This is a genomic window from Amycolatopsis japonica (assembly GCF_000732925.1).
Classification (GTDB): Bacteria; Actinomycetota; Actinomycetes; order Mycobacteriales; family Pseudonocardiaceae; genus Amycolatopsis; species Amycolatopsis japonica.
Window position 1 is genome coordinate 974,714 of sequence record NZ_CP008953.1, and the last position, 26,958, is coordinate 1,001,671.

Sequence of the window (26,958 nt, forward strand, 5' to 3'; positions counted from 1 at the left end):
ATCGCTTCCGTTCGCTTCCATATAGTGGGGCCACCAACGGGTGACAGGGTCGCGTCGTAGGGTGGCGGCACTCGACTTCGCCGCCACATCTGGAGTGCCCGTTGTCTCGCACTGCCGCGTCATCTGTGCCGCGCACGGCCCCCGTTCTGGCCATTGTGGTCTGTCATAACGGCGAGAACTGGTTGCCACTGGCGCTTTCCGCGCTGCGGCGCAGCGGTGTCCGGCCGCGGCACGTGCTCGCCGTCGACACCGGATCCACCGACGGGACCGCGAAGATCCTCGCCGACGCGGCGGCCGACGGCGATGCGCCGGTCTTGGACGGGATTCTCACACTTTCCGGTGAAGTCGGCTTCGGTGCCGCCGTCGGCGAGGCCGTCGAGCACGCCGTCGAACGCTGGGGAGACCCCGGCGGTTGGCTCTGGCTGCTGCACGACGACTGCGCGCCGGAACCCGGCTGTCTCGAGAACCTGTTGGCAGCGGCCGAAAACGAGCCCGCGGCGACCGTGCTCGGCCCGCTCGCGGTCGACTGGAGCGACCCGCGCCTGATCGTCGAAGCCGGCCTGTCGACCGACGCCATCGGCCATCGGCAGCAGATCTCACCGGATGAGAACGACACCGCCGTACTCGCCGTGCCGAGCGCGGGATCACTGGTGCGCCGGGAAGTCTGGCACGAGCTCGGTGGCTACGACCCCGGCTTTCCGTTGCTGCGCGAGGATCTCGACTTCGGCTGGCGGGCCAACGCCGCGGGCGGCCGCGTGCTTTCGGTGCCGTCGGCCCGGCTGCGACACGCCCGCGCGCTCAGCACCGGGCAGCGCGAACCGGACGCACTCGGCCTTTCCCTCGCGACGGCGAACCGCGCGCACGGGCTCCGGGTGTTCCTCGTCAATTGCCCGCCACTGTCCTTTTGGTTCGGCCTTTTTCGAATTCCGGTCTTCGCGGTGCTGCGGGCGCTCGCGTTCCTGCTGCTGCGGCGCACCGGCGAGGCGAGCGCGGAACTCGCGGCCGCCTGGCACCTGCTGCGCGGCCGCGCCGGACTGCGCGCCGCCCGCGCGGAACGCCGGAAGACCGGTCGGCCCGGCAAGGTCGGCGGTCTGTTCACCGGACGGATGACGCGGGTGCGCAACGCCGTGCGCGCCGGTGTCGTCGGCCTCGTACGGCGTGGTGTGGAACGGGATTTCGCCCTCGGGACGGTGCCGGAGGGGGTGGATCAGGAAGGTGCCTGGATCCCGCCGGAGGCGTTGAAGGCCGGGCAAGACCGTCCGGTCGGTCCCGGCGCGCTGCCCGCGGGGGCGATGCGCGGTGTCGGCTCGCGCGGCACGGGCCTTCGGCGGCCCAGCGCGGTCGTCGCGGTCGCGGTTCCCGAAAAGCCCGCGACCGAGGGGCCGAAGCCGTCGCCGGTGCCGCGGGACGGCGGGCAGGAACCGGAACTCGTCTTCGTCGAGGTCGACCGGAAGCGGGTACTCGGCGCGACCGTGTTCGCCCCGCCGGTGATCGTGCTCGTCGTCCTGACGGCGCTCGCGTTCGTGGTCAACGGATCCCGGCTCGGGCTCGATCTCTTCGGCGGGAAACTGCTGCCGGTCGGCGGGCTCGGCGAGATCTGGTCGTCGTATCTCGCGCCGTGGCACGCGATCGCCGGCGGGACGGCGAGCCCCGCACCCGCGACGCTGCCGGTGCTGGGCACGATCGGCGCGATCTTCACACCGATCGGCGGTCCCGCGGCGCTCGTCGCGATCCTGCTGATCGGCGACATCCCGCTCGCCGCCCTGAGCGCGTACGTGGCCACTCGGCACCTTCGCGTGCGTCGCTGGGTGCGCGCCGTCGCGGCGGCTGCGTACGGCGTGCTTCCCGCGGCCACGGCTTCGGTCGCGCAGGGACGGCTCGACGTCGTCGTCGTGCATCTGCTGCTGCCTTTGGTGATCGCGGGGATCGTGGGGCTGCTGGTCCGCGCGGACTCGCGCTGGCTGCACGTTTCCGCGCTGAGCGCGATCGGGCTGGCGCTGATCGGCGCCTTCTCCCCGCTGGCGCACGCGCTGGCGCTGGTCGGGCTGGTGATCGGGTTCGTGGTGCTGCCTTCGCCGACCGGGCTCGCGCGGCGGATCGCGTCGGTCGGCATCGTGGTCTTCCTGCCGCTGGCGTTGTTGCTGCCGTGGCCGAGTGTGCTGCTGCGGCATCCGGAACTGCTGCTGCACGGGCTCGGCGGTGGCGCCACGGCCGCGTCCGGCGCCGATCTCGCCGGGCTGGACCCGGGCGGCCCCGGCGCTTGGCCGATCGGCGTGGCGCTGGTCGCCGCCGCGATCGTCGCGCTGGTGGTGCGGCCGACGAAGAGCGCGGGCGCCGGTGTGGCGGTCGTCGTGCTGGGCGCGCTCGGGCTCGTCGCGGTGCGGTTCGTGGCGGTGACGCCGATGTCGGGCGGCGCGCACGCGACCGGGTACGCCGGCGTGCCGCTGCTGGTGATCGGCGCGGGTCTGTTGTGGACGGTGCTGGCGACCTGGCAGCGGGGCGGATCCGGGGTCGAGCCCGCGCCGTGGCTGGCGAAGGTCACGGCCGTGGCCGGGGTGCTCGTGCTGCTGGCGCTGGCGACCGGCGCGGTCGTCGCCGGACGGGAAGGGCCGCTGCGGGCGGGCGAGCGTCCCTCGCTGGCGCCGGAGATCTCGGCGGAACTGGCTGCGAGCGGCCGCTCGGTGCTGGTGATCGGTGACGTCGCCCGGCAGACCGGCGGTCGGTTGCCGACTTTCGGCGACGACGAGTTCGCGCCGACGCCGGGCAGCGCCGACCGGCTGGCTTCGTGGCGCCGGGACCTCCTGCAAGGCTCACCGGATGCGGTGAAGCAGGCCTTCGCGGCGGCTCTGGCGTCGGGTGTCTCGTATGTGGTGTTGCCGAGCGGTGCCGACGGCGGCGCTTTCGTCGAACTCGCGCGAGACCTGGTGGTTTTGGCTGCGCCGACCTCGGACGGGCGCCCGGTGCTGCGGTTGCTGCCCGCCGGTGGGCAGGTGGCGCTGATCTCGCCGGAACTGGCGCAGGCTGCCGTGACCGGGAAGGGCGCGCCGGGGGCTTCACCCGGCGTCGCGCCGGTGCAGGCCGGGCTGCCGGACGTGCGGGTGCGCGTCTCGGAAGGCCCGACCGGGCGGCTGCTCGTGCTGGCCGCGGAGTTCGAGGCGGGCTGGCAGGCGAGCGTGGACGGGAAGGCCGTGCCGATCGTGCGGGCTTGGGGGCACCAGGTGGCGGTCTCGGTGCCGGCCACGCCTTCGGAGGTCGTGGTGGAGCATCAGGGGACGACGCGGAATCTGCTGCTGCTGGCGCAGGTGGCGGCGGTGCTGTTCACGCTGCTGACGGCTGTTCCCACGCGTCGGCGCCCCTCGGCTTCTTGAGCTTGGTCGTGAAGGCCCCCTTCCCTGCGGCTGGGTGCCCCCAATGTGGCATTGGGGACGCTCGGTGACCCCAATGCCACATTAGGGGCGACTCCGGGGTTCGCTTTGGGGGCCTTTCGTCGCATGTGACGTGGTGAAAGCTCCCTTCGCTGCATGGCATGCGGTGAAGGGCCCCTTCAGCCCTCATGGGATCTGTGCCGCATCGAGAGGTGTCGCGAAAGCCACTTTCGGGACGTCAGATGTCCTGAAAGATGCTCCTATTGATGTCAAGGGGTGTGGGTGAGGGTGGCGAGGTCTGCGATGAGGGCTTGGTGGATTTCGCGGGCTATGTAGCGTTTGAGGCAGCGGATGATGTGGCGTTTGGGGAGTCCTTCGGTGGTGCGTCGTTCGACGTAGGCGCGGGTGCTGGGGCAGTGGCGCATGCGGACGATGGCGATGCGGTAGAGGGCGGCGTTGGCGTGGCGGTCGCCGCCGCGGTTGAGGCGGTGGCGGGTGGTGCGGCCGCTGCTGGCGTGGATGGGTGCGGCGCCGCAGAGGTGCGCGAAGCGGGCTTCAGTGGTGATGCGGTCGGGGTTGTCGCCGGCGGTGGTCAGGAGTTGCGCGGCGGTGTCGGGGCCGACGCCGAACAGGGCGGTGGTGGCGGGCAGTGCCTGCCGGGTCAGGGTGGCCAGTTCTGTTTTGGTGTCGGTGATTTCGTCGGTGAGGTGCTGGATGCGGCGGGCGAGGCGGCGTAGCGCGGTTTTGACGGCGGTGCGCGGGTCGGTGAGGTCGGTGCCGGGGCGGAGCCGGGCGCAGGTGGTGATCAAGGTGGTGCCGGTGAGCGGGGTGAGGGTTTCGCGCAGCGCCGCGGGGGCGGTGACGATCAGGGCGTCGAGCTGGTTGAGCGCGGCGGTGCGGGACTTGACCGCTCCGTTGAGTGCTGTGCGCAGTGCGGAGATCGCCGCGGCGGGGCCAGTGCCTGCTTTCGGGGTCGTGCCGGCCTGACCGGACAGCACGGCGCGGGCGGCGTTGATCGCGTCCTGGGCATCGGTTTTCCCTGCGCGGCGGCGGGTGTGCCGGTCGGGCTGGTTGACCTCCACCACCGTGACGTCCTCGGCGGCCAGGTGGCGGGCCAGCCCGGCGCCGTAGGAACCGGTGCCCTCGACACCCACCCCGGTGACCACGCCAAACCCGCCCAACCAGGCCAGCAGAGCCGTGTATCCGGCCGTGGTGGCCGGGAACGTGCGGGTCCCCAGACACCGCCCGAGGTGATCCAGCGCGGCGGCGGTGTGGGTGTCCTTATGGGTATCGACCCCGCCGGTCACCAGGGTCGTGTCGACGGCATGCTGCTGATCGGTCATCCTGGTCACTGCCATTCCGTGTCTCGATCGGGTTGAACGGATGGCACGTACCGGGCCGGGATGGACAACACAGTGATGGGTGTCCTGGTGGCACAGGCTCCTATCAAGTCACATCCCCGGCCTGGTCACGTGCATGAACAGAGACCCAGCACGAGCCGGCAGATCTTTCGCAAGACAACCCCAACCAGGGCGTCAGTGGCTTTCCGAGCCAGACCCCGCCAGAACTCCATCCACACACATCATCATCACTGTGGCTTTCGCACACGATCTGAGAGGGCAAGGGTTCCCAATGTCGCATTTGAGACGCTGAGCGACCCAAATGCGACATTGGGAACCCTTGAGCCACCCGCTCGCCCAGCCCCGCGAGTTATCCACAGCCCCTTCCCTTTGTGGACAACTTCGCCCTCCGACGTCGTTTCCGCAGGTCCCGTCGGTGCCTCGCGGTACGCTGGGCTGGGGACGCCCCCCGGGGAAGGGCGGGGGCTGGGTACGGGGTGGAGGGGGTGCGGAGAGGGGTTAGTCGCCTTCGATGACGTCGGGTTCGACGCCCAGGTAGCCCGCAACCTGTTCCACGAGGACGTCGTGGACGAGTTCCGCGAGTTCGCCGGGGTCCTTCGCGCGGGCTTCGAGGGGGCGCCGGTAGAGGACGATACGGGCCCGCGTCGGGAGGCCGGCGCGGTCGACGCCGGCGGGCACGAGCCGCGAGAGCGGGACGGCGCCGTCGTGCAGCACGCCGTCGACTCCGGCCGGTGCGCCATCCGAGCGAACTTCGGGAACGTCGTCGACGGCGACGTCGAGCTTCGTCAGCTCGTGCCGCCACCGCGCTTCGATCGGTTCGAGCGCGTCCAAAACCAGCGCGTCGAACCTTTCCGCCCTGCTAGCGGCGGCGGGAAGGGTCGACGGATACAGCGCTCCGCGCAGGCCCCGGCCGTGCCGGTCCCGTCGCATCCGCCGTCGCTGTCGGGAATCACGAGCCGTCGCCACGAACCGAAGGGTACGCGCTCGGCGATTCAAAGCGCGTGTCGCCGGTACGCCGGGCTCGCGACGCGCTATCGTTCTCGATCGTGCGGAGCGTACGAAAGTGTTCGCGAACGGGTTGTCTCGAACCCGCTGTCGCCACGCTCACGTATGCCTACAGCGATTCGACGGCCGTGGTGGGCCCGTTGGCCACCGCGAGCGAGCCGCACTCCTATGACCTCTGCGAGGCCCACGCCCTCCGGCTCACCGTGCCCAAGGGCTGGGAAGTCGTCCGGCACGAAGGCGCCTTCGCCGCCCCGGATCCCTCCGCCGACGAGCTGACCGCGCTGGCCGAGGCCGTGCGCGAAGCAGGCCGCTCCGACAAGCCCGCACCCGAGCCCGAACCCGAGGGACCCTCGGGCAGGCGCGGCCACCTGCGCGTCCTGCCCGGCCGCGCCTGACGCGAGGGCTCGCCGGTAGGCTTTCGAGCGCGCCAGAGGGCGTTGTAACGAGACTATTGGCGGGGAGCAGGCGTGCCAGACCTTTCGGGCATCGTGAAGGCCTACGACATTCGCGGCGTGGTCGGTGAGCAGCTGGACGCGGCACTCGTCCGCGACCTCGGATCGGCGTTCGCCCTGTTGATCAAGCCGGAGTCCGACTCCGTGGTGATCGGCCACGACATGCGCGACTCCTCGCCCGAGCTCGCCGCCGCCTTCGCCGACGGCGTGACCTCGCAGGGCCTCGACGTCGTGTCGATCGGCCTCGCCAGCACCGACCAGCTGTACTTCGCGTCCGGCTCGCTCAACCTGCCGGGCGCCATGTTCACCGCCAGCCACAACCCGGCGAAGTACAACGGCATCAAGCTGTGCCGCTCCGGCGCCGCCCCCGTCGGCCAGGACTCCGGTCTCGCGGAGATCCGCGACACCGTCGAGCAGGGCGTACCCGCCTTCGCGGGCCAGCGCGGTTCGGTGACCGAGCAGGACGTCCTCGCGGACTACGCGGCGTACCTGCGCAAGCTCGTCGACCTGTCGGGCAGCCGTCCGCTGAAGGTCGTCGTCGACGCGGGCAACGGCATGGGCGGCTACACCGTCCCCACGGTCTTCGCGGGCTTGCCCCTCGAAATCGTCCCGATGTACTTCGAACTCGACGGCAACTTCCCGAACCACGAGGCCAACCCGCTCGACCCGAAGAACATCGTCGACCTCCAGGCGAAGGTGCGCGAGGAAGGCGCCGACGCGGGTCTCGCCTTCGACGGCGACGCCGACCGCTGCTTCGTCGTCGACGAGCGTGGCGAGCCCGTCTCGCCGAGCGCCATCACCGCCCTGGTCGCCATCCGTGAGCTGGAGAAGGAGCCGGGCGGCACCATCATCCACAACCTGATCACGTCGAAGGGGGTCCCGGAGATCGTCGCCGAGCACGGCGGCAAGCCGGTGCGCACCCGGGTCGGGCACTCGTTCATCAAGGCCGAGATGGCCAAGACCGGCGCGATCTTCGGCGGCGAGCACTCCGCGCACTACTACTTCCGCGACTTCTGGCGCGCCGACACCGGCATGCTGGCCGCGCTGCACGTCCTCGCCGCCCTCGGTGAGCAGGCGGGCCCGCTGTCCGAGCTGACGGCGGAGTATTCGCGCTACGCGGCCTCCGGCGAGATCAACTCGACCGTCGACGACCAGGTCGCCCGCATGATCGCGGTCAAGGACGCCTTCGGCGCGCGTGACGGCGTCGAGATCGACGAACTGGACGGGCTCACCGTGCAGCTCCCCGGCGGTGGCTGGTTCAACCTGCGCCCGTCCAACACCGAGCCGCTGCTCCGCCTGAACGTCGAGGCCGCCGACGCCGAGGCCGTCCGGGCGCTGACCGAAGACGTATTGGCGATAGTCCGTGGGTAACGAATGTGTCGTGAAAACACACATAGAGATGTCCCACAGGTAGGGAGTAACCATGGCCGTCACGTTCGACGCACAGTTGCTGGAGATCCTGGCCTGCCCGTCCCCCGATCACGCGCCGCTGCGGCCGGGGACGCCGGCCGATCCGGAGGCCGATTCGCTGACCTGCACGGAATGCGGTCGCGTGTATCCGGTCCGTGATGGAATCCCGGTACTGTTGCTGGACGAAGCCACCGAGCCGACGACCCCGGATGGCGCCCATGCCGACGGTCCCTGACGATTCCCTGCTCGACGACCCCGCGAGGCTGGCCGAGGCCGACACCGCGGGGCTCCTCCGTGCCGCCGCGATGGCGGGCGCCCAGGTCCGGGCGACCGCCGAAGCCGCGGCCGAACTCGAGCTGAGCGATCGCCTGGACGTCGGGCGCCCGCGCTCGCTCGTGCTGATCGACCGGCCGGGGGTCAGCCGGACGCTGACCCGGCTGGTCGCCGCGCTCCTGACCCCGTCGTGCCCGGTGCCGGTGGTCGTCGCCGAGGTGGTGCCGAGCTGGATCGGCGCGCTCGACGTGGTCTTCGCGCACACCGACGACGCCGGTGACCGCGAGCTGGCCGCCTCCTTGGAACGCGCCGCCCGGTTCGGGGCGCGCGTCGTCCTGTCGGCGCCCGACGAAGGCCCCGTCGCGGCCTCCATCGCGGGCAAGGGGCTGTTGCTCGCGCCCAGGCTGCCGGTTCCGCCGGAGATGGCCTTCCCGCGTGGCCTCGCCGCCGCCCTGCTCACCGCGAACGCGCTCGGTCTGCTGGTGGCCGACCTCGAGCAGCTCGCGGACCACCTCGACGCGGAAGCCGAGAAGGATTACCTGGCCAGGGACTCGTTCGCGAACCCGGCCAAGGCGATGGCGCTGAAGCTGGCCGAGCGCCAGCCGCTGCTGTGGGGGCTGGACCCGGTCGCGGTCGCCGTCGGCGAGCACGCGGCCCACGCGTTCGCCGCGCACGCCGCCGTCGTCTGTGACGTGGAGGACTACCGCCAGGCACTGGCCAGGCCCGCTTTGCGGCGGGCGGCGTTGTCCGGCGGCGTGGATCGCGATATCTTCGCGGACCCTGAGGAGGGGGCAGGCGCGACGCCGAGGGTGCTGCTCCTCTCGGTCCGGACCGGGCCCGCCGCGGAGGCGGCCCGCTATCAGGTGGAAGACCTGCTGCCCGGCGGCGACGTGATCGCCCCGGCCGAAGAGATCGAAACGGACGAGATCGTGCGTGCGGCCGTTCTCGCCCTGCGTTTCGAGCTGGCCGCGGTGTACCTGGGGCTGGCCGTCGGCAGCATCGGCGGCGCCGGGAGGTACACGCCTGCAACGGCGTGAGTCCCGAGCGCGACGTAAGCAATGAGGGCCGGCACCACCCGTGCCCGGCGAGGAGTTGAGGTGACAGTGGAGCTGCTGCGCAATGCCGTGCGGCCCTACGCGTGGGGGTCCAGAACGACGATCCCCGAGCTGCTGGGGCGTCCGGTGCCGGCGCCGCATCCGGAGGCGGAACTGTGGATGGGCGCCCACCCCGGTGACCCGTCCCACGTCATCGGCCCGGACGGCGCCGAGCGGAGCCTGCTGGAGCTCGTCGAAGCCGATCCCGTCGGTCAGCTCGGCACGACCTGCGCCGGCCGCTGGGGCGGCAGGCTGCCGTTCCTGCTGAAGATCCTCGCCGCCGAAGAGCCGCTTTCGATGCAGGCGCACCCGTCGGCCGCGCAGGCGGCGGAAGGGTACGCGCGCGAGGAGTCGGCGGGTATCCCGCGCGACGCCTCGAACCGCAACTACCCGGACCCGACGGCCAAACCGGAACTGGTCTGCGCGCTGACGGAGTTCCACGCGCTGGCGGGCTTCCGCGACCCGGAACGCACGATCGCGCTGCTGAAGGCGATCGAGACGCCCGGGCTGGCGAAGTACGCGGTGCTGCTGGAGGCCCAGCCGGATCCGGCCGGGCTGCGCGCGCTGTTCACCACGTGGATCACGCTGCCGCAGGCCGCGCTCGACGAACTGCTGCCCGAGGTCCTCGATTCGTGCGTGAAGCACGTCCAGGAACGCGGTGAGTTCGACGTCGAATGCCGGACCATCCTCGAACTCGGCGAAGCGCATCCGCGCGACGCGGGGGTGCTCGCGGCGCTGCTGCTCAACCGGCTCACCCTCAGCGCGGGCGAGGCGATCTACCTGCCCGCCGGCAACCTGCACCTGTACCTGCACGGCACCGCCGTCGAGATCCTGGCGAACTCGGACAACATCCTGCGCTGCGGGCTGACTCCGAAGCACGTCGACGTGCCGGAGCTGCTGCGCGTCGTCGACTTCGCGTGCGGGGAGATGCCGGTCCAGAGCGGAGAGCGCGAAGAGCGGCTGTCGGTGTACCGCACCGACGCGCCGGAGTTCGAGCTCTCGCGGATCGAATGGGAGGCCGGGGACGACGGCGAGGTCGCCGTCCACGACGTCGGCCCGCAGATCCTGTTGTGCACCGCCGGTGGCCTGCTGGTGACGGCCGACGACGGCGAGCAGGTCGAACTCCGCCGCGGCCAGTCGGTGTGGCTCCCGGCCGCCGACCCGGCGGTCCGCGTGCGGCCGTTGTCCGGTGAACGCACCCAGGTGTTCCGCGCCACCGCTGGCACCTGCTGATCCTCCTCCCGCGTTTCGTCCTCTGAATGCGGTCCTTGCGCGCGCAAGGACCGCATTCAGAGGACGAAACGCGGGCTTGGCCGAAGTGTGTGCGTTCCGTGTGGCGGCTTCCGCGACCATCGACCGAAGGGGTGACCCGGCGCTTGGCGTCGGCTCGTCCCGGACATCGACGGCCAAGGAGCGACAGCAGTGACTTCCCATCCCGGCGCGGCGAGCGGACGTGCCTTCCGGGTGCCGGTTCCCGTGCGTCCCACCGTCCTGCTCGCCGCGCTCGGATTCGCCGTCGTCACCGCGCTCGTCCCGGTCGTCGACCTGGTCCTCCCGGTACCGAGCGGCCAGGAGCTGGTCGGCTCGGCGCAGGCGATGGCGGGGCTCGCCGGTGACGCGATCGAGTCGGTCAAGGCCGCGGGGAGCGGCCTGCAGGAGCTCGCGGCGGGCGCGGAGAGCAGGCTGAACCTCCCGCTGGTCGTGCTCGTCTCGCTCGGCGCGCAGGTGCTGCTCACCGCCGCACTGGTGGTGACGGGCACCCAGCCCGTCCGCGTGATGCTGACCGTCGCGGGATTGATCAACATGTTCGCGGTCTCGCGGCTCGGGGCCGCTTCGCCGCCGGTGTGGGACGCCGTGGCCAACGGCGTGCTGGCGATCACGCTGGCCTGGTTCTCCGCCGGACGGCGGGAACCACGGCACGCCGCCCCGTGAAGTGCGGGTGACTTCCGGGTGGTGCCCGTCTGAGGGGTCGGGCACCACTCGGTCAGGCCGGGGCGGGTTCGGTGAGCGACAACAGCAACCGGACGAGGGTCGAAGCGTTGGCGTCGTGGGGGACTTCCAATCGCTTCGCCTCTTCACCCGCCGCCTCGGCCGCTTCTGTTTCCCCGACGGCCTCGTACGCCCTGCGCAGTACGTGCAGGGTGAGGCCTGTCGCCGGTTTCCCACCCATGGCGCGGAATTCGTCGAGACATCGGCGCAGTACGGGGATCGCGCGGTCGGCCCGGCCGTCGCCGATCCAGCTCGCCGCGATCGCGCGGGTGCAGGAAAGCTCTCGCGGTCGTTCTTCGAGTGCTCCGGCCAGGCGCCGCGCGTTCTCGTAGGCCTTCACCGCACCTTCGCGTCGCCCGGCGCCCGCGAGGATCGCGCCCTGGGTGCGCAGCGACTTCGCCAGCGCCGATTTCGCCGTCGTCCGGCGAAGGACGCGGACCGATTCCTCGATCGTCGCCAAGGCCTCCTCCTGGCGGCCGTCGAGCATCAGCGACCACGAAAGCCCTTGCAGGGCAACGCCGAGCTGCCGATCGTCGGCGGATTCCCGCGCCTGGGCGAGGATCCGGCGATCGATTTCCAGCGCTTCGGAGATCTTGCCCAGCCGGTGCAGGGCGGCGGATTCCGCCCGTCTCGCGTGTGTCCCGGAATCCTCCACAGTGGACATTTCGCGGGCCTGGGTGGCGGCGTGCAGCGATTCCCCGGCCCGGCCGAGCCCGACCAGGCAATGCGCCAGATTGGTCTCCACCCACGCCCGGGTGGCGAGGTCGCCCAGCTCCGCCAATTCCTTCGAGCACGCGCGATAACCCTCGGCGGCGCGTTCGTACTCGCCGCGAACATGCAGCAGTACGGCCAAATTCGCGTCCGCGATGACGGCGATGTGCCGGTCTTCCGCCTCGCGGGCGGCGTCGCGCAACGTCTCGTACGACGTCCGCATGTCGGTGTAATGACTGTGCAAGTACAGGTACGCGCTCAGTCTTTCCAGTATCCGCAACGCTTTCCGCCGCCAGCCCACGGCGCACAGCGACGAGACGGCGGAGACCAGGTTCGCCCGCTCCACGGAGAACCAGGTGCCGGGATCACTCAGCAGCCGCTCGACCAGCTCGGCCTCCAGCGGCTGCGCGGGGACGTCGTGATCCGACAACGGCATCGGCACCGTCCTCGGCAGGCGGCGGGCCGCCGTGTCGGCGAGGCAGAGCGCCGCGTCCGACACCTTCGCGACGGTGGCCACCCGCTCGGCGCGGGTTTCCAGCTCCCGGCCGAGCTCCGTGGCGTACACGCGGACGAGGTCGTGCACGCGGAACCGCTGCTCGCCCGTCGCGTCGAGACCGGTGGCTTCGAGCAGGCTGGCTTCGACGAGTTCGTCGATGGCCTCGTCCGCGTCTTCGTCATCGATCAGCGTCGTCACCGCCCACGCGGGCAGGTCGAGCGTGCGGCAGCGGCCGATCAGCCGGAACGCGCGCCGAGCCGCCGGGCTCAGCGCCTGATAGCTCAACGCGATGCTGCCGCGGACCTGGAGATCGCTGACCTGGAGCTCGTCGAGGCGCGAGACCTCGTCCTCCAGCCGTCCGGCGAGCTTCCCCAGCGGAAGACCCGGCCGCATCGCGAGCCTGCTGCCCGCGATCCGCAACGCCAGCGGGAGATTGCCGCAGGCCTTGGCGATCCGTTCCGCGTCCGCGCGTTCGGCGCCCACGCGATCCGGTCCGGCGAGGCGGGCGAGCAGGGTCATCGCCTCGGCGCCCGACAGCGGCGCGAGGGGGAGACGATCCGCCCCGGCGAGCCCGGAAAGCCGTCGCCTGCTGGTGATCAGGACGGCGGTGCCCGGTGTGCCCGGCAGCAGCGCGCGGACCTGCTCGGGGCTCGCCGCGTCGTCGAGCACGACGAGGACCCGGCGATCGGCGAGACGGCCTCGATAGACCGCCGCCCTGGCTTCGACGTCGTCCGGGATGGCGGGCCCGGTGACGCCCAGCGCGCGCAACAGGTCGCCGAGGACGTCGGAGAGGTCGCGAGGGTCGGAAGCGCCGGCCAGCGGGACGAACAGCTGTCCGTCCGGAAAGGACCGGCGGAGCCTGTGCGCGGTGGCGACCGCGAGCGTGGACTTGCCCGCGCCCGGCTCGCCGGTGATCACCGCGACCGGGACGCCCGTGCCGTCGCCGAGCAGCCCGGAGAGCTTCGCGATCTCGCTCTCGCGGCCCGCGAGATCCGAAATGTCCGGCGGCAGCTGGCAGATCGGGAAGATCGGCGTGGCCTTCGCCGAGGGCACCGGATCCTCGCCGCGCAGCACGGCGGCGTGCACCCGGCGGACCTCGGCGCCGGGCTCCACACCGAGCTCCTCGACGAGCGTGGCGCGCAGCTCGCGGTGGACGGCCAGCGAATCGGCCTGCCGTCCGGCGCGGTGCAACGCGATCATCAGCTGCGCGGCCAGCCGCTCGCGCAACGGATGTTCGGTGATCATCGCCTGGAGTTCACCGGTGAGCTCGCCGTGCCTGCCGTCGGACAGCTCGGCGTCGACACAGTCTTCGAAGGCGGCCAGGCGCTCCGACTCGAGCCGGGCGACGTCGGCGTCGAGCCGGGGGATGTGCAGCCCGGACAGGACCGGCCCGCGCCATTCCGCCAGGGCCCGGCGGTAATGCCCCGCGGCCGACGCCGGATCGCCCGCCCGCGCCGCGGCCTTCCCCGCCGCGGCGGCTTCGCGGAAGGACAGCAGATCGAGGTCGGCGGGCGCGACGACCAGCCGGTAGCCGTGCGGATCCCGCTCGATCTCCAGCCCCTCGAACCTGGCCCGCAGACGGGAGACGTACGTGTGCAGATTCGAGGAGTACGACTTCGGCGGCGTATCCGGCCAGAGCGTCTCGACCAGGGCGTCGACCGGGACGGACGAGTTCGCGTTCAGCAGCAGGACGGCGAGAAGGGCACGCTGATGATCGCCGCGCGGCGTCGTGCGCCGCCCGGGCGGGTCCTCGATCGTCAACGGTCCGAGCACGCCGAATCGCGGCACGGGCACCTCCCCAGGTCATGAGAGGGGCGAGACTAGCGAGGGGCCCCGACAATTCTGTGACCTGTCCCGCCCGGCGCGTACCGGCTCATCTGCACTGCTAGCCTTCGAACCCGGCATATCGGGACACCATTTGGGGAGTTGCAAGTGTCTGCAGGTGGCGGAACCAAGGCGATCATCGCCGCGCTCGTGGCGAACGCCGGAATCGCGGCCGCGAAGTTCACCGGCTTCCTCATCACGGGGTCGTCCTCGATGCTGGCCGAGTCCGTGCACTCGCTCGCGGACACCTCGAACCAGGGCCTCCTGCTGCTCGGCCAGAAGACCTCGCAGCGGAAGGCGACCCGCGCCCACCCGTTCGGCTTCGGACGGGACCGGTACTTCTACTCGTTCATCGTCGCGCTGATGCTCTTCAGCCTCGGCTCGGTGTTCGCGCTGTACGAGGGCATCCACAAGATCTCGCATCCCGAGGACCTGACCTCGCCGCTGGTGGCGGTCGGCATCCTCGTGGTCGCGATCGGGCTGGAGTCGTACTCCTTCTACACCGCGATCCAGGAGTCGAAGAAGATCAAGGGCGACGCGGGCTGGTGGGCCTTCATCCGCCAGGCCAAGACCCCCGAACTCCCGGTGGTGCTGCTCGAAGACGCGGGTGCGCTGCTCGGTCTCGTGTTCGCGCTCGCGGGCGTCGGGCTCTCCGTCATCACCGGGAACCCGGTGTGGGACGGCATCGGCACCGTGACGATCGGCCTGCTGCTCGGCATCATCGCGATCATCCTGATCATCGAGATGAAGAGCCTGCTGATCGGCGAGGGCGCCTCCGAGGCCGACCTCGACGTGATCGTCGACGAACTCGCCGCGGGCAAGGTCGAGCGGGTCATCCACATCCGGACGCTGTACATCGGGCCGGACGAGATGCTGGTGGCCGCGAAGCTCGCGCTGGTGCCGGGGCTGGAGACCGCTGATATCGCGCAGGCCATCGACGACGCCGAAGCGCGTGTGCGGGCGAAGGTGCCGACGGCGAAGCTGATCTACCTGGAGCCGGACCTGGACCGCGCGCTGGCGTGAGCCGGTCTCCGCTCGCTTCACGGATGCCATGAAAGGTCCTTTCCTTGCGAAATTTGCGAGGAAAGGACCTTTCATGGCGTCGGTGGGGGCGCGACCGCCATCCGGAGCAACTCTCCGTGCTCCGCCGATTACCGCCGCGACCTCCGGGTACTTCGTTGCTCTCCCACCGCGCTGCCGTCACGACCGGGCGATAGGGTCCGTTGAACCGCAGTCAGGTGTAGGAGGTCAAGGGTGCCCGGAAACGGTCTGTGGCGTACGAAATCCATCGAGCAGTCCATCGCTGACACCGACGAACCGGGGACGAAGCTCAGGCGGAACCTGAGCGCGTGGGACCTGACCGTCTTCGGCGTCGCCGTCGTCATCGGTGCCGGTATCTTCACGCTCACCGCGCGCACGGCCGGCGACTACGCGGGCCCGTCGGTGTCGCTTTCGTTCGTCTTCGCCGCCATCGCCTGCGCGCTGGCGGCTCTCTGTTACGCGGAATTCGCGTCGACCGTCCCGGTGGCCGGGAGTGCGTACACGTTCTCCTACGCCACCTTCGGCGAGTTCATGGCGTGGATCATCGGCTGGGACCTCATCCTGGAACTCGCGGTCGGCGCGGCCGCGGTGTCGAAGGGCTGGTCCGCCTACCTCGAAACCGTGCTCTCCTACATCTTCGGCAAGGGCACGAAGACGACGTTCGAGATCGGCGGTGTCCCCGTCGACTGGGGCGCCCTGATCGTGGTGCTGGTGCTGGCGACCTTGCTCGCCCTCGGCACGAAGCTGTCTTCGCGGTTCTCGATGGTGATCACCGGGATCAAGGTCGCGGTGGTGCTGTTCGTGATCGTGCTCGGCATCTTCTACATCAAGGGCTCCAACTACAGCCCGTTCATCCCGGAGGCCCAGTCCGGCGCCGAATCGTCGGCCACCGGGGTCGACCAGTCGCTGTTCTCGGTGTTCGCGGGCAGCAGCAGTAGCTCGTTCGGCGTCTTCGGTCTGCTGGCCGCGGCGTCGCTGGTGTTCTTCGCGTTCATCGGTTTCGACATCGTCGCGACCACCGCCGAGGAGACCCGCAACCCGCAGAAGGCCGTGCCCCGCGGCATCTTCGGCTCGCTCGCCATCGTCACGGTGCTCTACGTCGCCGTGTCGCTCGTGGTCGTCGGCATGGTGAACTACAAGGAACTCGCCACCTCGGCGGGTGACGGCGGCAAGAAGACGCTCGCGTCCGCGTTCGCGGCCAACGGCGTCGACTGGGCGGCCAACATCATCTCGGTCGGCGCCCTCGCCGGTCTGACGACCGTCGTCATGGTGCTGATGCTGGGCCAGATCCGGATCATCTTCGCGATGTCGCGCGACGGCCTCATGCCGCGTTCGCTGGCGAAGACCGGCGCGAACGGTACGCCGAAGCGGGCGACCATCGTCGTCGGCGGCCTGGTCGCCGTCGCCGCGACCTTCTTCCCGGCCGACAAGCTGGAAGAGATGGTCAACGTCGGCACGCTGTTCGCCTTCATCCTCGTTTCCGCGGGTGTCATGGTGCTGCGCAAGACGCGACCGGATCTGCCCCGCGCCTTCCGGGTGCCGTGGGTGCCGGTGATCCCGATCCTGGCGATCCTCGCCTGCCTGTGGCTGATGCTGAACCTGACCGTTTTGACCTGGTTGCGGTTCATCGCGTGGATGGTGCTGGGCGTCCTCATCTACTTCGTCTACAGCCGCCGTCATTCGCTGCTCGGCAAGCAGAAGAAGGACGAGGTCCCGACGTCCGTTTCGGACTGATCATTCTCGTTTCGACGGCCCACCATTCCTTTGTGGATGGTGGGCCGTTTTGTCGGGGGCCCCGATTCCGGTGTGAAATCGGTGTGCGCTAACGTCCGGGCTCTTGCCTCACCCCGTCGGGTGAACGGGACTCGTGTAGAAGCACCGCGAGTTGACCTTCGTCCCTCAGAAGAGGCAACCGCGCTTTGCTCGTTGTCCCCCGATCGGTACAGGAGAGCTCTGAATGCAGATCATTTCCGCGCGGCGTGTCCGCTCCGCCGCCACCGTCGTCGCGCTGGCGACGGCCGCCCTGCTCGGCGTCACGGGCACCGCGCTCGCGTGCCACACCGACGACCCCCGCGCCATCCCGACCCCGAAGAACGTCAGCACCTGTGAGAAGGCGAAGCTGCCGGGCACCGAGATCTCGACGAAGGACCTGACCTTCACCGGTGGCACGGAGAACGACAAGTACCTCAACATCACCGCGGTCGGTGAAGGCGTCACCGTCACCGCGATCGTGGTGAAGGGCGGCGACGGCTACAACATCTACGAGCCCGGCAAGCGCGGCCTCGCGGAAACCCCGCCGTGGGAGAAGCTGCGTTCGCCGATGAACGGCGGCGGCAAGCAGGCCGACATCAGCCACTGGTTCGCCTGTGGCGAGAAGAAGACCAAGCCGACCGAGCCGACGAAGCCGAGCGAGCCGACGAAGACGACGACGGCCAAGCCGCCGACGAGCGCGCCGACCACCACGGACAAGCCGTCCGAGACCTCCGCGCCGTCGAGCACCGCGGTTCCCGCCCCGAACGTCGGCGGTAACGGCGGCAACGGTGGCGGCCTCGCGGACACCGGTTTCGACAACGCCTGGCTGCTGTGGGCCGGTGGCCTGCTGGTCCTGGCCGGTGCCGGCGTCCTGGTCCTGCTGCGCGTGCGCCGCGGAAAGACCGACTGAAACTAGTTGACGCCTGAAGGCCCTCTTCCTCGCGAAGGGGGCCTTCAGCGCATCTGCGGGAAGTCCCCGAACAGCGAACCCTGCTCGCCCCAAGGATTCTTCGGGCGGGGGCGGCCGAGACCGGCGGCCATCGCGACGGCGTTGTCCCATTCGGCGTCGACGACGTAGTCCGTGTGCTTGAGGACGCCGGGTGCCCAGCGGTGCCGTCCGGTGGGCCCGCGCATCGGGTCGGGCAGCCAGTGATCGCCGCCGAGCACGAGGACACCCTGCTCGTCGGGTTCGGCGGCCAGCGGTCCGGTGCCGCCGCCGGGCAGGTAGCCGTCGCCCAGCAGCTTCCCTGCCACCACGCGATGCCGCCACGTCGTGACGCCGCCGCCGAAGATGTCCGTGCCGCGGCACAGCGCGCGCCAGCGGCCGTCGAGACCTTCGTAGAGCCCGGCCAGCTGCGTCTGCGGCAGCATCGCGGGGAACGCGCGCTGATAGCCCCATTGCAGTGGTGAGCCCGCGGTCAGCAGCCCGACGCGGTCACGGTCCTCCGGTGGGAGGTCCGCGATGACGCGCGCGGCGGCGAGCACGGTCAGCAGGCTGCCGAGGTTGTAGCCGGACAACACGACCCGCGTGCCGGGGTCGGCCAGATGTTCCTTGACACGGTCCGCGAGTTCCGGGACGACCCTGAGCGCGTAACTCGGCGGCACGGTCGGATGGGCGGCACGCGGCCAGAAGCACACGAGATCCGCCAGCGCGCCGAGGTGACGGCTGCGTTTGGGGGTCGTCGCGGCGGCGAACACGACGCGCAGCAACCCCGCCGCCATCGCGCCGAGCGCGAATACGCCGATCGCGGAGATCGGCTTGGACCAGGCGCCCAGCGGGCCGAAACCGAAGCGCAGTACCAAGAGCACACCCCCACCCGCCGCCATCGCGAGCGCCACCGTGAGCGCGAGATGGTGCAGATGTTTGCGTTCCCACGAGGCGCGGGCCCACACCCGGGCGGCCTCCTCTTCCTGCGCCTTGCTGATCTCCATGAGCGCGACGATCTTCGGGATGCCCCGGCGCAGCCGTCGCAACGGGACGGCGACCGCGAAGCCCAGCACGCCGAGCACGACGGCGAGCGCGAGACCGGCACCCCACAGCACGGTCACCAGGGAGTAGGTGTCGGGCAGCCGGAGTTCGCTCGCGCCGACCAGTTGCCGCAGCGCGACCGCGAGTCCCGCGCCGAACCCGCCGCCGAGCAGGCCGGCCAGCGCGACGACCGGCGCCGCGGCCCAGCCGCCGAGCCACGGCCGCAGCCGGTGCGGCAGGTGTTTCCACGTCGATCGGCCGAGCAGGGCCGCCGGGACGAGCATCAGCGCGAACAGCACGGTCACCGTGACCATCGCGGCGCCCAGTGCTTCGACCGTCCCGTCCGCTCCGCCGAGCCCGCCGCCCGGAAGTCCCGCGGGCAGCGGTGTCCGGCGCACGACGGCGATCCCGACCAGCACGACGGCGAACGCGATCAGCCCGCCCCGGATCACCGGCCCGGCCGAGAAACCGACCGTCGAGGCCACCAGCGCGGCGAGGACGAGTGCCAGCGCGCAGATCCAGACGACCAGGTCGAAGGTCGCGGACGGCAGCCGGAACGGCCCGCCGAGCAACGGAAGCGCGACACAGGTCAAGGCGGCGACGGTGTGCAGCGTGCGCAGTCCCGGCGTCCGCGGCAGGTCCTGTGGCTGCAGGGGGCTCGAACTGTGCTCGCGGTGGACCCGGTTCCGCGAGCGCCAGTCCGACGAGGGGATCCGGTCGAGCACGAAGATCAGCGCCAGCAACGGCACCACGCCGATCGCCGTCCGCAGTGGCGCGAAGTCGCGCAGGAACGACGGCGCTCCTTCGAGACAGGTCGAACCCGGCGCGAGGCACTGCGCGGCGAACAGGTCGAGCGAGACCACCGCGAGCTGGCTGATCAGCAACATCGTCAGCAGCAGCGAGGCCACCCGCAGCAGCCCCCGGCAGGCGCCGCCGAGCAGCGCCGCGGACCGCCTGCCTTCCGGGACCGGCGGCAGCATCCAGTGCGCGACGTTCGCCAGGGAGAACGGGAACAGCAGCGCCCAGGTCGCCTTCGCCGCGCCACCGGAGGTCATGCCGCTCCACAGGTAGCCTTCGAGGATGCGCGGGATCGAACGGCCGAGCGCGGGCAGCACCGGACCGGGAGCGGGACGGCGCAGCCGGTCCGACGGCCGGATCAACCTGCCGACGCCGTCGCCCGCGACGTCGACCACCGACGTCGAATCCAGCAGGCTTTCACCGCTCGTGCCCACTAGCCCGGGTACGCGTATTTCGACGACGCGGGTATCGGGACCCGGCATGACCACGGTGAAGCCTCCAAACCGTTCCAGTGGGGACTGAACCGACAACGGTACTGTTCAGATGTCATCCAACCTTGGAGGAAGCGCGCATATGACCCCCGAAAGCGTTGCCAAGCGGCACGACACCCGCAACGGCATCGAGTTCGCCGTCGCCGATCTCGAGGCCGCCGAGTTCGGCCGCAAGGAGATCCGCCTCGCCGAGCACGAGATGCCGGGCCTGATGGCGCTGCGCCGCGAATACGCCGAGGTGTATCCCTTGCGGGGAGCCCGCGTTTCGGGCTCGCTGCACATGACCGTACAGACCGCGGTGCTGATCGAAACCCTCGTCGCGCTGGGTGCCGAGGTGCGCTGGGCCTCCTGCAACATCTTCTCCACCCAGGACCACGCGGCCGCGGCGATCGTCGTCGGCCCGCACGGCACCCCCGAGGAACCCAAGGGTGTCCCGGTGTTCGCCTGGAAGGGCGAGTCGCTGGAGGAGTACTGGTGGTGCACCGAGCGGATGCTGACCTGGGACGGCGAAGGTCCCAACATGATCCTCGACGACGGCGGCGACGCCACCATGCTGGTGCACAAGGGAACCGAGTTCGAGAAGGCGGGCGTCGTCCCCTCGCCGGACGAGGACACTTCCGACGAGTTCCGCGTGTTCCTCGAACTGCTTCGGGCCTCGGTCGCGGCGGACACCGGCAAATGGACCAAGATCGGCGAAGGCGTCCGCGGGGTCACCGAAGAGACCACCACCGGCGTGCTGCGGCTCTACCAGCTCGCCGCCGCCGGTGAGCTGCTGTTCCCGGCGATCAACGTGAACGACGCGGTGACCAAGTCGAAGTTCGACAACCGCTACGGCATCCGGCATTCGCTGATCGACGGCATCAACCGCGGCACCGACGTCCTCATCGGCGGCAAGGTCGCGGTCGTCTGCGGTTACGGCGACGTCGGCAAGGGCGCCGCGGAATCGCTGCGCGGCCAGGGCGCGCGGGTGATCGTCACCGAGATCGACCCGATCTGCGCGCTGCAGGCGGCGATGGACGGTTACCAGGTCAAGAAGCTGGAGAACGTCCTCGGCGAGGCCGACATCATCATCACGACCACCGGGAACAAGGACGTCGTGCTCGTCGAGCACATGGCGCGCATGAAGCACCAGGCGATCCTCGGCAACATCGGCCACTTCGACAACGAGCTCGACATGGCCGGTCTGCAGCGTTACCCGGGCATCCGGCGCATCACCATCAAGCCGCAGGTCGACGAGTGGGTGTTCCCCGACGGCAAGAGCATCATCGTGCTGTCCGAGGGCCGCCTGCTGAACCTGGGCAACGCGACCGGGCACCCGTCGTTCGTGATGTCGAACAGCTTCTCCAACCAGGTGATCGCGCAGATCGAGCTGTTCACCAAGCACGAGGAGTACGACAAGGAGGTCTTCCGCCTCCCGAAGAAGCTCGACGAGAAGGTCGCGAAGATCCACCTCGACGCGCTCGGCGGTGAGCTCACGAAGCTGACCAAGGAGCAGGCGGAGTACATCGACGTGGACGTCGAAGGTCCGTTCAAGACCGACCACTACCGGTACTGACCGCTGCAATGAAAGGTCCTTTCCTGGCAAATTTTGCGAGGAAAGGACCTTTCATTGCATGGGGACGCTACTGCCACTCCACCTCGATGCCGGCCAGACCCGGACCGGCGTCGCTGAAGAAACCGCTGGTCACACCGCCCATGTCGAGCGGCAGCTCCTCGGACTCGACGGGCACGGCGTCGTCGCGGGTGCGGAACTGCCGGGTGCAGCGGGCGGGCAGCGCGCCGAGCGCGAACTTCAGCTGCACCAGGTAGCTGGCGCACTGGTCCCGCAGCATCCGGAAGTAGCCGGGCGAAGCGGTGCCGGAGTCGTCGCGGACCTCGAAGCAGAACACGTGGATCTCGCCCTCGGCGAGCTTCCGGTCGAAGAGCAGCTCGGTGGCCATCGTCTCGGCCTCGGCGTTGCGCCGGATCCGGCCGACGCGGCAGCCCTCCGCGGTGATCAGCTCGACGTCGCCGATGTTGCAGCCGGGGTCGCCGTTGTAGACGGTGACGTACCTGTCCGGGCCGTGCCGCCGGGCCCGGCACACCAGCCGCGTCTGGAGGCCGACCTGCCGGTGCGCGGCGTCGAAGGTGATCGTGTCGTGCACCGCGAGCATCTCGAGGTCGGCGTTGTACCGGTTGGAAGACGGGTAAGCGCCCAGCTCGGCCAGCAGCTGGTCGACGATCGAGCCCATGTCGCCGGACCGGATGTCGTGGAACGACGCGGCCATCTGGTGCCCGCGCGCCCGCGCCGTCCGCGGCCCGATCAGCACGACGAGCGCGTCCGCGGGCAGCTGCAGCACCGATTCCAGCGCACGCACGGCCGGGAGCGCCTTGGGTACCTCCGGCTGGCGCAATCCGCGCTGCCAGTAGCTCAACGTCGACTGTCCGATTTGGACACCGCGGAGCCCGAGGTGGGCGCGGAGCCGGGCGAGGGACAGGCCGCGATAGGCGATCGCCTGGCGGAGCGCGTGGTGGAATTCGCCGCTGCGGAGTGCCTCGACGAGCTCCTTGGGCAAGGCTTCGAGCGGTTGACGGCGCGTGCCGTCGATGATCGTCGGGGTGTCCCCGTCTCGTGTCACCGCTCGTCCCTTCACCAGACCAGTGTGTGCGCTGAGCGTGAACACCGCGGAACGTTCACGTTAGCAGCGCACTGTGAACACTACGTCCCCCGTTCGGGGTTGTTGACCCCGGAAGAGTGACCGTTCCGGGGTGTGGAAACGCCCCGGAACGGTCCGTTCCGCCGAGTGCCCATCTTGCTCTGTGTGAGCCTGCTGTTCACCGTTGTGACCACATTGGTTCGCCATGGTGACCAGGAGGCCCGTCGTGCCTGTGTTCTCGAGGAGGGTTTGCGCCGCCGGCGCCGCGAGTCTCGTGGCGTGGCTGGCGATCCAGACCCCGGCGAGCGCGCTGCCGTCGGCGCCTGCCCGCCAGCACCCCATCGCCATGCAGGCGCAGGAGAAGTCCCAGTGGTGCTGGGTGGCTTCCGGCAACACCATCGCGGCACACCACGGCGTGGCCGTCACCCAGAACGAATTCTGCCGGATCGCCCACGACGAGCGACGCCGGGAGTGCGCCGACAAGCCCGGAACGCTGGGCGACGTCCGGCGCGCGTTCGGCAAGCTCGGCTTCTCGGCCCCGGGGAACTACCTCAAGGGCCGCATCCCCTTCGCCGCCGTCCAGGCGCAGACCGGCGACGGCAAGCCCGTCCAGACGCGGGTCGGCTGGGCCTCGGGCGGCGGCCACATGCACGTCCTCTACGGGGCGGACGCCGGCCGGAAGTGGGTCTCGTGGGGGGATCCACTGCCCACCGGCAACCGGTACAACTGGTCGACCTACGACTTCTACTCGGCCAACAAGTCCTTCACCTGGACCCACACCCTCACCGGGATCCGGCGATGAGCGCCCGGCGGTTCCTCGGGCTGGCCGGGCTGGTCGCGGTCGCGCTGCTGATCTCGGCGCCCGGAGCGCGCGCGGATCAGCTGTCGGGTGAAGATCTCGCGGCCGCGAAGGCGGCTGCCGACGACCCCACGCTCCGTGCGGAGCTCGGCCGCTTCTTCACACAGATGGGTGGTTCGAGCCACGCGCCGTCGGTGAGCGTCATCGACGAATCCTTCCCGGTTTACGAGCTTTCGAGGGATTTCGTAGCCGGTGACGGTGCGATCGCCGGACGGCTCGCCTACGTCGCGGTGCCGGTGACGGCGTCCGACGGGCAGACCGCGACCGTGTGGTCGGTCCGCGGTGACGACGGTGCCTGGCGCGTCGGCAACATCGCGTCGGGCGACCGGGAAAGCGCGCTGGCGCGGCGGTTGCCCGCCGGTGCGACGCTGCTCCACGAACCCCAGGTCGACGCCTGGTACGCGCTGCGCGACGGTCAGGTGACGATGCTCGACTCGGGCGCCAGTGGCTCGGCGACCGGTGCTTCGGCCACCCTCGCGGAGTATCAGAAGACCGTCTCCGGCCGCTACGGCGACATGCTCGCGAGCTCGCCGTACGCCCAGGAGGGCAAGGCCGGCGGCTACAACGCCCAAGTGATGCCCCGCGGCGACGGCGGCCCCGCACCCGACGCGCAGGACACCGGCTTCGTCCCGCTGCTGATCTTCGGCGGCTTGCTCCTCATCGGTGTCGCCGGCTTCTTCCTGCACTCGAAGAGGCGCGTCCCCTAGCGGACCGGTGGGCCGGACGTGAGCTGACCCGTCTGGCCCGCCGGTCGACCAACCTAACCGCTGGCCTGTGACAGCCACCTGCCACTTAACAACGTAGTCTAGGTGCGTGGGTCGGCTACTGGTGATCGAAGGCTTAGACGGTGTAGGGAAGAGCACGCTTGTGCGCAAGCTTGCTACGATGCTCAGTGAGCGGGGTGCAAAGGTAGCCGACTGGTCTTTTCCTCTATACGGAACGAACCCTGCAGCAGACCTTGCGTACGCGGGCTTGCATGGTGCTGCAGGGGACCTTGGTGAGTCTGTATACGGCATGGCGGCATTGTTTGCTTTGGATCGGTACGCGGCACGGGACGCTCTTAGCAGGGATCTCGATGAGTACGATGTCGTGCTCGTTGACCGGTACGTCGCATCCAATGCGGCATATGGTGCCGCCAGGCTGAAGCAAGACGCCGAAGGCGAATTCGTTCACTGGGTGCAAGACGTGGAGTTCGAGCAACATGACTTGCCGACGCCCTTCCTGCAAGTCTTACTCCATGCTCCTGTGCATATTGCGGCTAGCAGGGCTCGTGAGCGAGAGATGCTTGACCACGGGAAGAAGCGCGATGACTTCGAGTCTGACCACAGCCTCCAGGAGAGATGTGCGGCGGTCTATGATGAGCTAGCCGAAAACTCCTGGATCTCGCCGTGGTTGATAGTTGATGGTATGGCTGCCATCGATGAAGCCGAGCTAAGTGGTCGACTGTTGGCAGGACTACCTTAAGTCAAGTTTGGTTCTGGGTCGAGATCCTTCAGCATTGATTCGCGAAGCCTGTCGAGATTCTTAGTTGATTTGGCCACTGTTTCGACATTGAGGTTGACACCAATGCTGACGATCGCATCGATGCAGTCTTTTGCTTGACTGGTGATCGCCGCAGGTGCGATTAGTTGAACTTCGGCTAGGATTCCTTGCAAGGCTGGCACTGATATCACGGCAAAGAAGTGATCAGTTTTTATTCCTAGGCGTTCAAGGTAGTTTTTCCTGGCAGTGTCACTGCTCTGAGGCTCGCCAGGTTCTACTTTAGCGAGATTCTCATCCCCTTCTTCTTGATGTCCGGCTTGCATCTTATTTCCTGCTACGAAAAGGCTTGCGCGCATGTGGGCTTCGGATAGTGTACTGAGTGCATTTTTGTAGGTCGCGCGCTTCAGCTGCGAGTATTCGCGACGTCTTTCAAGGGTAATCCCCTCTCGAAGCAGCTTTATTTGTGAATCCTGTTGTTTTGTTCCTGTCTTGTGAGTGAAGTAGATTCCGATGGCGCCGCTTATTGCGGTTGCAGTTGGAGCAACCCATTCCCATGCCATATAGAACCTCCTTAGTTTGTTGGCGTGATTCTACATAGTCGACTCGTTGAGTCGCTAGTGTACATTTTGTGGAGATTTCCCTGCATCTGACGTCCTTTGGTTGAGAGTTTTCTGTAGCTGCGCTGGCGCTGCTCCCGTCTCGTGAGGTGACTCGCTGGAGTATTGGTGATCAGCCTGGCAGGATGTCTGCATGAGTGAAGGAGTGAACGCTGCCGGTGCTCGATACCGTGGTCTGGATGACTGGTATCGGGAGGTTAACAGGATCTACCTGGACAAAAACTTCTATCGGGACGAGTTCTCAATCTTTGCCCATCTTGTCGAAGTTGTCGGTGGATTAAGTCTGCTCGCCAGTGAGAAGAAAAAGGATGGCGTTGATGTAAACCGGCATGTTCCGCGTGCGGTAGCTTGGTGGCTTGCATTATGTGGCAAGGTTGGAATAAAAAGTGTTGAGCAAATGCTTTGGTGGAAATTTCCTTACCATTGTCCTTATTGTGAGAGGTCGGTTCATAACAATGATATTTGCTGGGAATTGAAGGAAGAAAATCGCGGTCCAAACTGGGGGCGTCTTGAGCGTCTGGGGGTGCAAAATGAAGCGCGCAGGCCAAGTTCGATAGGTGCTTGGCAGCGAATGTTTGGTGAGATATACGTGGTCGATGCGACGGCGTCATATGCAGTTATATTCGCTAGGTTCACAGAGGAGTTAGGTGAACTTGGAGAGGCGTTACGTGCGTTCCGTGTAGCTCCAGGTTATTTTTTGAGCGAGGCCGCAGACTTGTTTGCATGGTTGATGAATTTGCAGAATACGCTGGAGAGTAAAAGGAAAGTCACATTGGCGCGCCGAGGTGAGCGACTGGATGAGGCATTTTCAGATTCCTATCCTGGACGGTGTCGCGATTGTGGTGCGGGCGTTTGTGCTTGTCCAGCAATCTTGCAAAGCACGCTGGGGCGCATTGCGCATGAACTTCCTGTGGGTCGGCGAGTGCAAGATGTCGGGCATTACAGCAGTTCCTTTGTGTCGGTGCAAGATATTTACACACGATTTGATGAGCCTGTTGGATTGACTGGATCGACTGGCCATGATTTCACTTTCTCGAAAGAACAGCTAAATGCGTTAAATGGCGGAATATCCCAGTTGATTCAAAGGGTTATAGAAAGTCAAGAAAGTTTTGGATCGTCAGCTGCTTCGCTGGTAAATTCTCTCCATCTAATGGGTGAAACTGTTCGAACTCAACGGTTGTCGAATCATGAAGTTTCGGATGTTGCTCATGAGGTCGCCGCTCTTGAAGCGAGCGACCGTGAGACTGTTATTGGGCTTCTTCGTCAGGCGGGCATCGGTATAATTGAAGAGAGACTGGTTGAGGCGGTTGAAGATCTAGCCTCTGGTTGATCT

The 26,958-nt window shown here is 68.4% G+C and carries 21 protein-coding genes; 15 read left to right on the forward strand and 6 right to left on the reverse strand.

The window, feature by feature from the left end; genetic code table 11:
* The first annotated feature begins 101 nt into the window (after nucleotides 1-101).
* Complete coding sequence (locus tag AJAP_RS04910; RefSeq protein ID WP_038508547.1) at nucleotides 102-3,368, forward strand: glycosyltransferase family 2 protein; 3,267 nt, start codon at nucleotides 102-104, stop codon at nucleotides 3,366-3,368.
* 266 nt (nucleotides 3,369-3,634) lie between these two features.
* Here AJAP_RS04910 and AJAP_RS04915 read toward each other — a convergent pair whose 3' ends face one another.
* The gene (locus tag AJAP_RS04915) at nucleotides 3,635-4,708 is read right to left on the reverse strand and encodes an IS110 family RNA-guided transposase (protein WP_038508549.1); all 1,074 of its coding nucleotides are present in this window, start codon (nucleotides 4,706-4,708) and stop codon (nucleotides 3,635-3,637) included.
* A 516-nt stretch (nucleotides 4,709-5,224) separates the two neighbouring features.
* Nucleotides 5,225-5,656, reverse strand: coding sequence for a metallopeptidase family protein (locus AJAP_RS04920; protein WP_005150818.1), 432 nt, complete (start codon nucleotides 5,654-5,656; stop codon nucleotides 5,225-5,227).
* Nucleotides 5,657-5,772: 116 nt separating this feature from the next.
* Between AJAP_RS04920 and AJAP_RS04925 the strand changes: the two genes are divergently transcribed.
* The 6 genes from AJAP_RS04925 (at nucleotide 5,773) to AJAP_RS04950 (ending at nucleotide 10,892) form a co-directional block, all read left to right on the forward strand.
* Complete coding sequence (locus AJAP_RS04925) at nucleotides 5,773-6,126, forward strand: DUF3499 domain-containing protein (RefSeq protein ID WP_073848429.1); 354 nt, start codon at nucleotides 5,773-5,775, stop codon at nucleotides 6,124-6,126.
* Nucleotides 6,127-6,198: 72 nt separating this feature from the next.
* A complete protein-coding gene (locus AJAP_RS04930) occupies nucleotides 6,199-7,554 on the forward strand; it encodes a phosphomannomutase/phosphoglucomutase (RefSeq protein ID WP_038508554.1) in 1,356 nt (451 codons plus the stop codon).
* 52 nt (nucleotides 7,555-7,606) lie between these two features.
* On the forward strand, nucleotides 7,607-7,828 hold the full coding sequence (locus tag AJAP_RS04935) for a Trm112 family protein (RefSeq protein WP_038508557.1): 222 nt from the start codon (nucleotides 7,607-7,609) through the stop codon (nucleotides 7,826-7,828).
* Entirely contained in the window at nucleotides 7,812-8,903 is a 1,092-nt protein-coding gene (locus tag AJAP_RS04940; protein ID WP_038508560.1) for a hypothetical protein, read from the forward strand. Before AJAP_RS04935 ends, AJAP_RS04940 begins: the two co-directional genes overlap by 17 nt.
* A gap of 66 nt (nucleotides 8,904-8,969) precedes the next feature.
* Entirely contained in the window at nucleotides 8,970-10,193 is a 1,224-nt protein-coding gene (gene manA / locus AJAP_RS04945) for a mannose-6-phosphate isomerase, class I (protein WP_038508563.1), read from the forward strand.
* Between the two features lie 189 nt (nucleotides 10,194-10,382).
* Entirely contained in the window at nucleotides 10,383-10,892 is a 510-nt protein-coding gene (locus AJAP_RS04950) for a hypothetical protein (protein WP_038508566.1), read from the forward strand.
* 52 nt (nucleotides 10,893-10,944) lie between these two features.
* On the opposite strand, the gene AJAP_RS04955 is transcribed toward AJAP_RS04950, so the two are convergent.
* The gene (locus AJAP_RS04955; protein ID WP_038508569.1) at nucleotides 10,945-13,944 is read right to left on the reverse strand and encodes an AfsR/SARP family transcriptional regulator; all 3,000 of its coding nucleotides are present in this window, start codon (nucleotides 13,942-13,944) and stop codon (nucleotides 10,945-10,947) included.
* A 144-nt stretch (nucleotides 13,945-14,088) separates the two neighbouring features.
* On the opposite strand from AJAP_RS04955, the gene AJAP_RS04960 reads away from it, so the two are divergent.
* The 3 genes from AJAP_RS04960 to AJAP_RS04970 all read left to right on the forward strand — a co-directional run bounded on the left by AJAP_RS04960 (nucleotide 14,089) and on the right by AJAP_RS04970 (nucleotide 17,683).
* Nucleotides 14,089-15,003, forward strand: a complete 915-nt coding sequence (locus AJAP_RS04960) for a cation diffusion facilitator family transporter (protein WP_038508572.1) — start codon at nucleotides 14,089-14,091, stop codon at nucleotides 15,001-15,003.
* 231 nt (nucleotides 15,004-15,234) lie between these two features.
* Nucleotides 15,235-16,755 carry an amino acid permease gene (locus AJAP_RS04965; RefSeq protein ID WP_038508575.1) on the forward strand — a complete coding sequence of 507 codons (1,521 nt, stop codon included), beginning with the start codon at nucleotides 15,235-15,237 and terminating at the stop codon, nucleotides 16,753-16,755.
* A gap of 223 nt (nucleotides 16,756-16,978) precedes the next feature.
* Nucleotides 16,979-17,683, forward strand: a complete 705-nt coding sequence (locus tag AJAP_RS04970; protein ID WP_051972344.1) for an LPXTG cell wall anchor domain-containing protein — start codon at nucleotides 16,979-16,981, stop codon at nucleotides 17,681-17,683.
* A gap of 44 nt (nucleotides 17,684-17,727) precedes the next feature.
* On the opposite strand, the gene AJAP_RS04975 is transcribed toward AJAP_RS04970, so the two are convergent.
* The gene (locus tag AJAP_RS04975; RefSeq protein WP_051972767.1) at nucleotides 17,728-20,022 is read right to left on the reverse strand and encodes a hypothetical protein; all 2,295 of its coding nucleotides are present in this window, start codon (nucleotides 20,020-20,022) and stop codon (nucleotides 17,728-17,730) included.
* A 91-nt stretch (nucleotides 20,023-20,113) separates the two neighbouring features.
* On the opposite strand from AJAP_RS04975, the gene ahcY reads away from it, so the two are divergent.
* The gene (gene ahcY / locus AJAP_RS04980; RefSeq protein ID WP_038508580.1) at nucleotides 20,114-21,586 is read left to right on the forward strand and encodes an adenosylhomocysteinase; all 1,473 of its coding nucleotides are present in this window, start codon (nucleotides 20,114-20,116) and stop codon (nucleotides 21,584-21,586) included.
* Nucleotides 21,587-21,653: 67 nt separating this feature from the next.
* On the opposite strand, the gene AJAP_RS04985 is transcribed toward ahcY, so the two are convergent.
* A complete protein-coding gene (locus tag AJAP_RS04985; protein ID WP_038508582.1) occupies nucleotides 21,654-22,649 on the reverse strand; it encodes a hypothetical protein in 996 nt (331 codons plus the stop codon).
* A 250-nt stretch (nucleotides 22,650-22,899) separates the two neighbouring features.
* Between AJAP_RS04985 and AJAP_RS04990 the strand changes: the two genes are divergently transcribed.
* The 3 genes from AJAP_RS04990 to AJAP_RS05000 all read left to right on the forward strand — a co-directional run bounded on the left by AJAP_RS04990 (nucleotide 22,900) and on the right by AJAP_RS05000 (nucleotide 24,990).
* Nucleotides 22,900-23,469, forward strand: coding sequence for a papain-like cysteine protease family protein (locus tag AJAP_RS04990; protein ID WP_038508585.1), 570 nt, complete (start codon nucleotides 22,900-22,902; stop codon nucleotides 23,467-23,469).
* Nucleotides 23,466-24,233: a hypothetical protein gene (locus AJAP_RS04995; protein WP_038508588.1), complete on the forward strand. Its 768-nt coding sequence runs from the start codon at nucleotides 23,466-23,468 to the stop codon at nucleotides 24,231-24,233. Before AJAP_RS04990 ends, AJAP_RS04995 begins: the two co-directional genes overlap by 4 nt.
* 106 nt (nucleotides 24,234-24,339) lie before the next feature.
* On the forward strand, nucleotides 24,340-24,990 hold the full coding sequence (locus AJAP_RS05000; RefSeq protein WP_038508591.1) for a dTMP kinase: 651 nt from the start codon (nucleotides 24,340-24,342) through the stop codon (nucleotides 24,988-24,990).
* On the opposite strand, the gene AJAP_RS43515 is transcribed toward AJAP_RS05000, so the two are convergent.
* Nucleotides 24,987-25,568 carry a hypothetical protein gene (locus tag AJAP_RS43515; protein WP_148311448.1) on the reverse strand — a complete coding sequence of 194 codons (582 nt, stop codon included), beginning with the start codon at nucleotides 25,566-25,568 and terminating at the stop codon, nucleotides 24,987-24,989. The genes AJAP_RS05000 and AJAP_RS43515 overlap by 4 nt on opposite strands.
* A 190-nt stretch (nucleotides 25,569-25,758) precedes the next feature.
* Here AJAP_RS43515 and AJAP_RS43520 point away from each other — a divergent pair, with 190 nt between their 5' ends.
* Entirely contained in the window at nucleotides 25,759-26,955 is a 1,197-nt protein-coding gene (locus AJAP_RS43520; RefSeq protein WP_148311449.1) for a nucleoside triphosphate pyrophosphohydrolase family protein, read from the forward strand.
* Nucleotides 26,956-26,958 lie beyond the last annotated feature (3 nt).

What these genes read in the sequence shown, in the direction of transcription:
- AJAP_RS43520 (WP_148311449.1), top strand. Translation starts at nt 25,759, where the DNA reads ATGAGTGAAGGAGTGAACGCTGCCGGTGCTCGATACCGTGGTCTGGAT.
- AJAP_RS04975 (WP_051972767.1), bottom strand. Translation starts at nt 20,022, where the DNA reads ATGCCGGGTCCCGATACCCGCGTCGTCGAAATACGCGTACCCGGGCTA.
- AJAP_RS04995 (WP_038508588.1), top strand. Translation starts at nt 23,466, where the DNA reads ATGAGCGCCCGGCGGTTCCTCGGGCTGGCCGGGCTGGTCGCGGTCGCG.
- AJAP_RS04920 (WP_005150818.1), bottom strand. Translation starts at nt 5,656, where the DNA reads ATGCGACGGGACCGGCACGGCCGGGGCCTGCGCGGAGCGCTGTATCCG.
- AJAP_RS04915 (WP_038508549.1), bottom strand. Translation starts at nt 4,708, where the DNA reads ATGACCGATCAGCAGCATGCCGTCGACACGACCCTGGTGACCGGCGGG.
- AJAP_RS04940 (WP_038508560.1), top strand. Translation starts at nt 7,812, where the DNA reads ATGCCGACGGTCCCTGACGATTCCCTGCTCGACGACCCCGCGAGGCTG.
- AJAP_RS43515 (WP_148311448.1), bottom strand. Translation starts at nt 25,568, where the DNA reads ATGGCATGGGAATGGGTTGCTCCAACTGCAACCGCAATAAGCGGCGCC.
- AJAP_RS04970 (WP_051972344.1), top strand. Translation starts at nt 16,979, where the DNA reads ATGCAGATCATTTCCGCGCGGCGTGTCCGCTCCGCCGCCACCGTCGTC.
- AJAP_RS04935 (WP_038508557.1), top strand. Translation starts at nt 7,607, where the DNA reads ATGGCCGTCACGTTCGACGCACAGTTGCTGGAGATCCTGGCCTGCCCG.
- ahcY (WP_038508580.1), top strand. Translation starts at nt 20,114, where the DNA reads ATGACCCCCGAAAGCGTTGCCAAGCGGCACGACACCCGCAACGGCATC.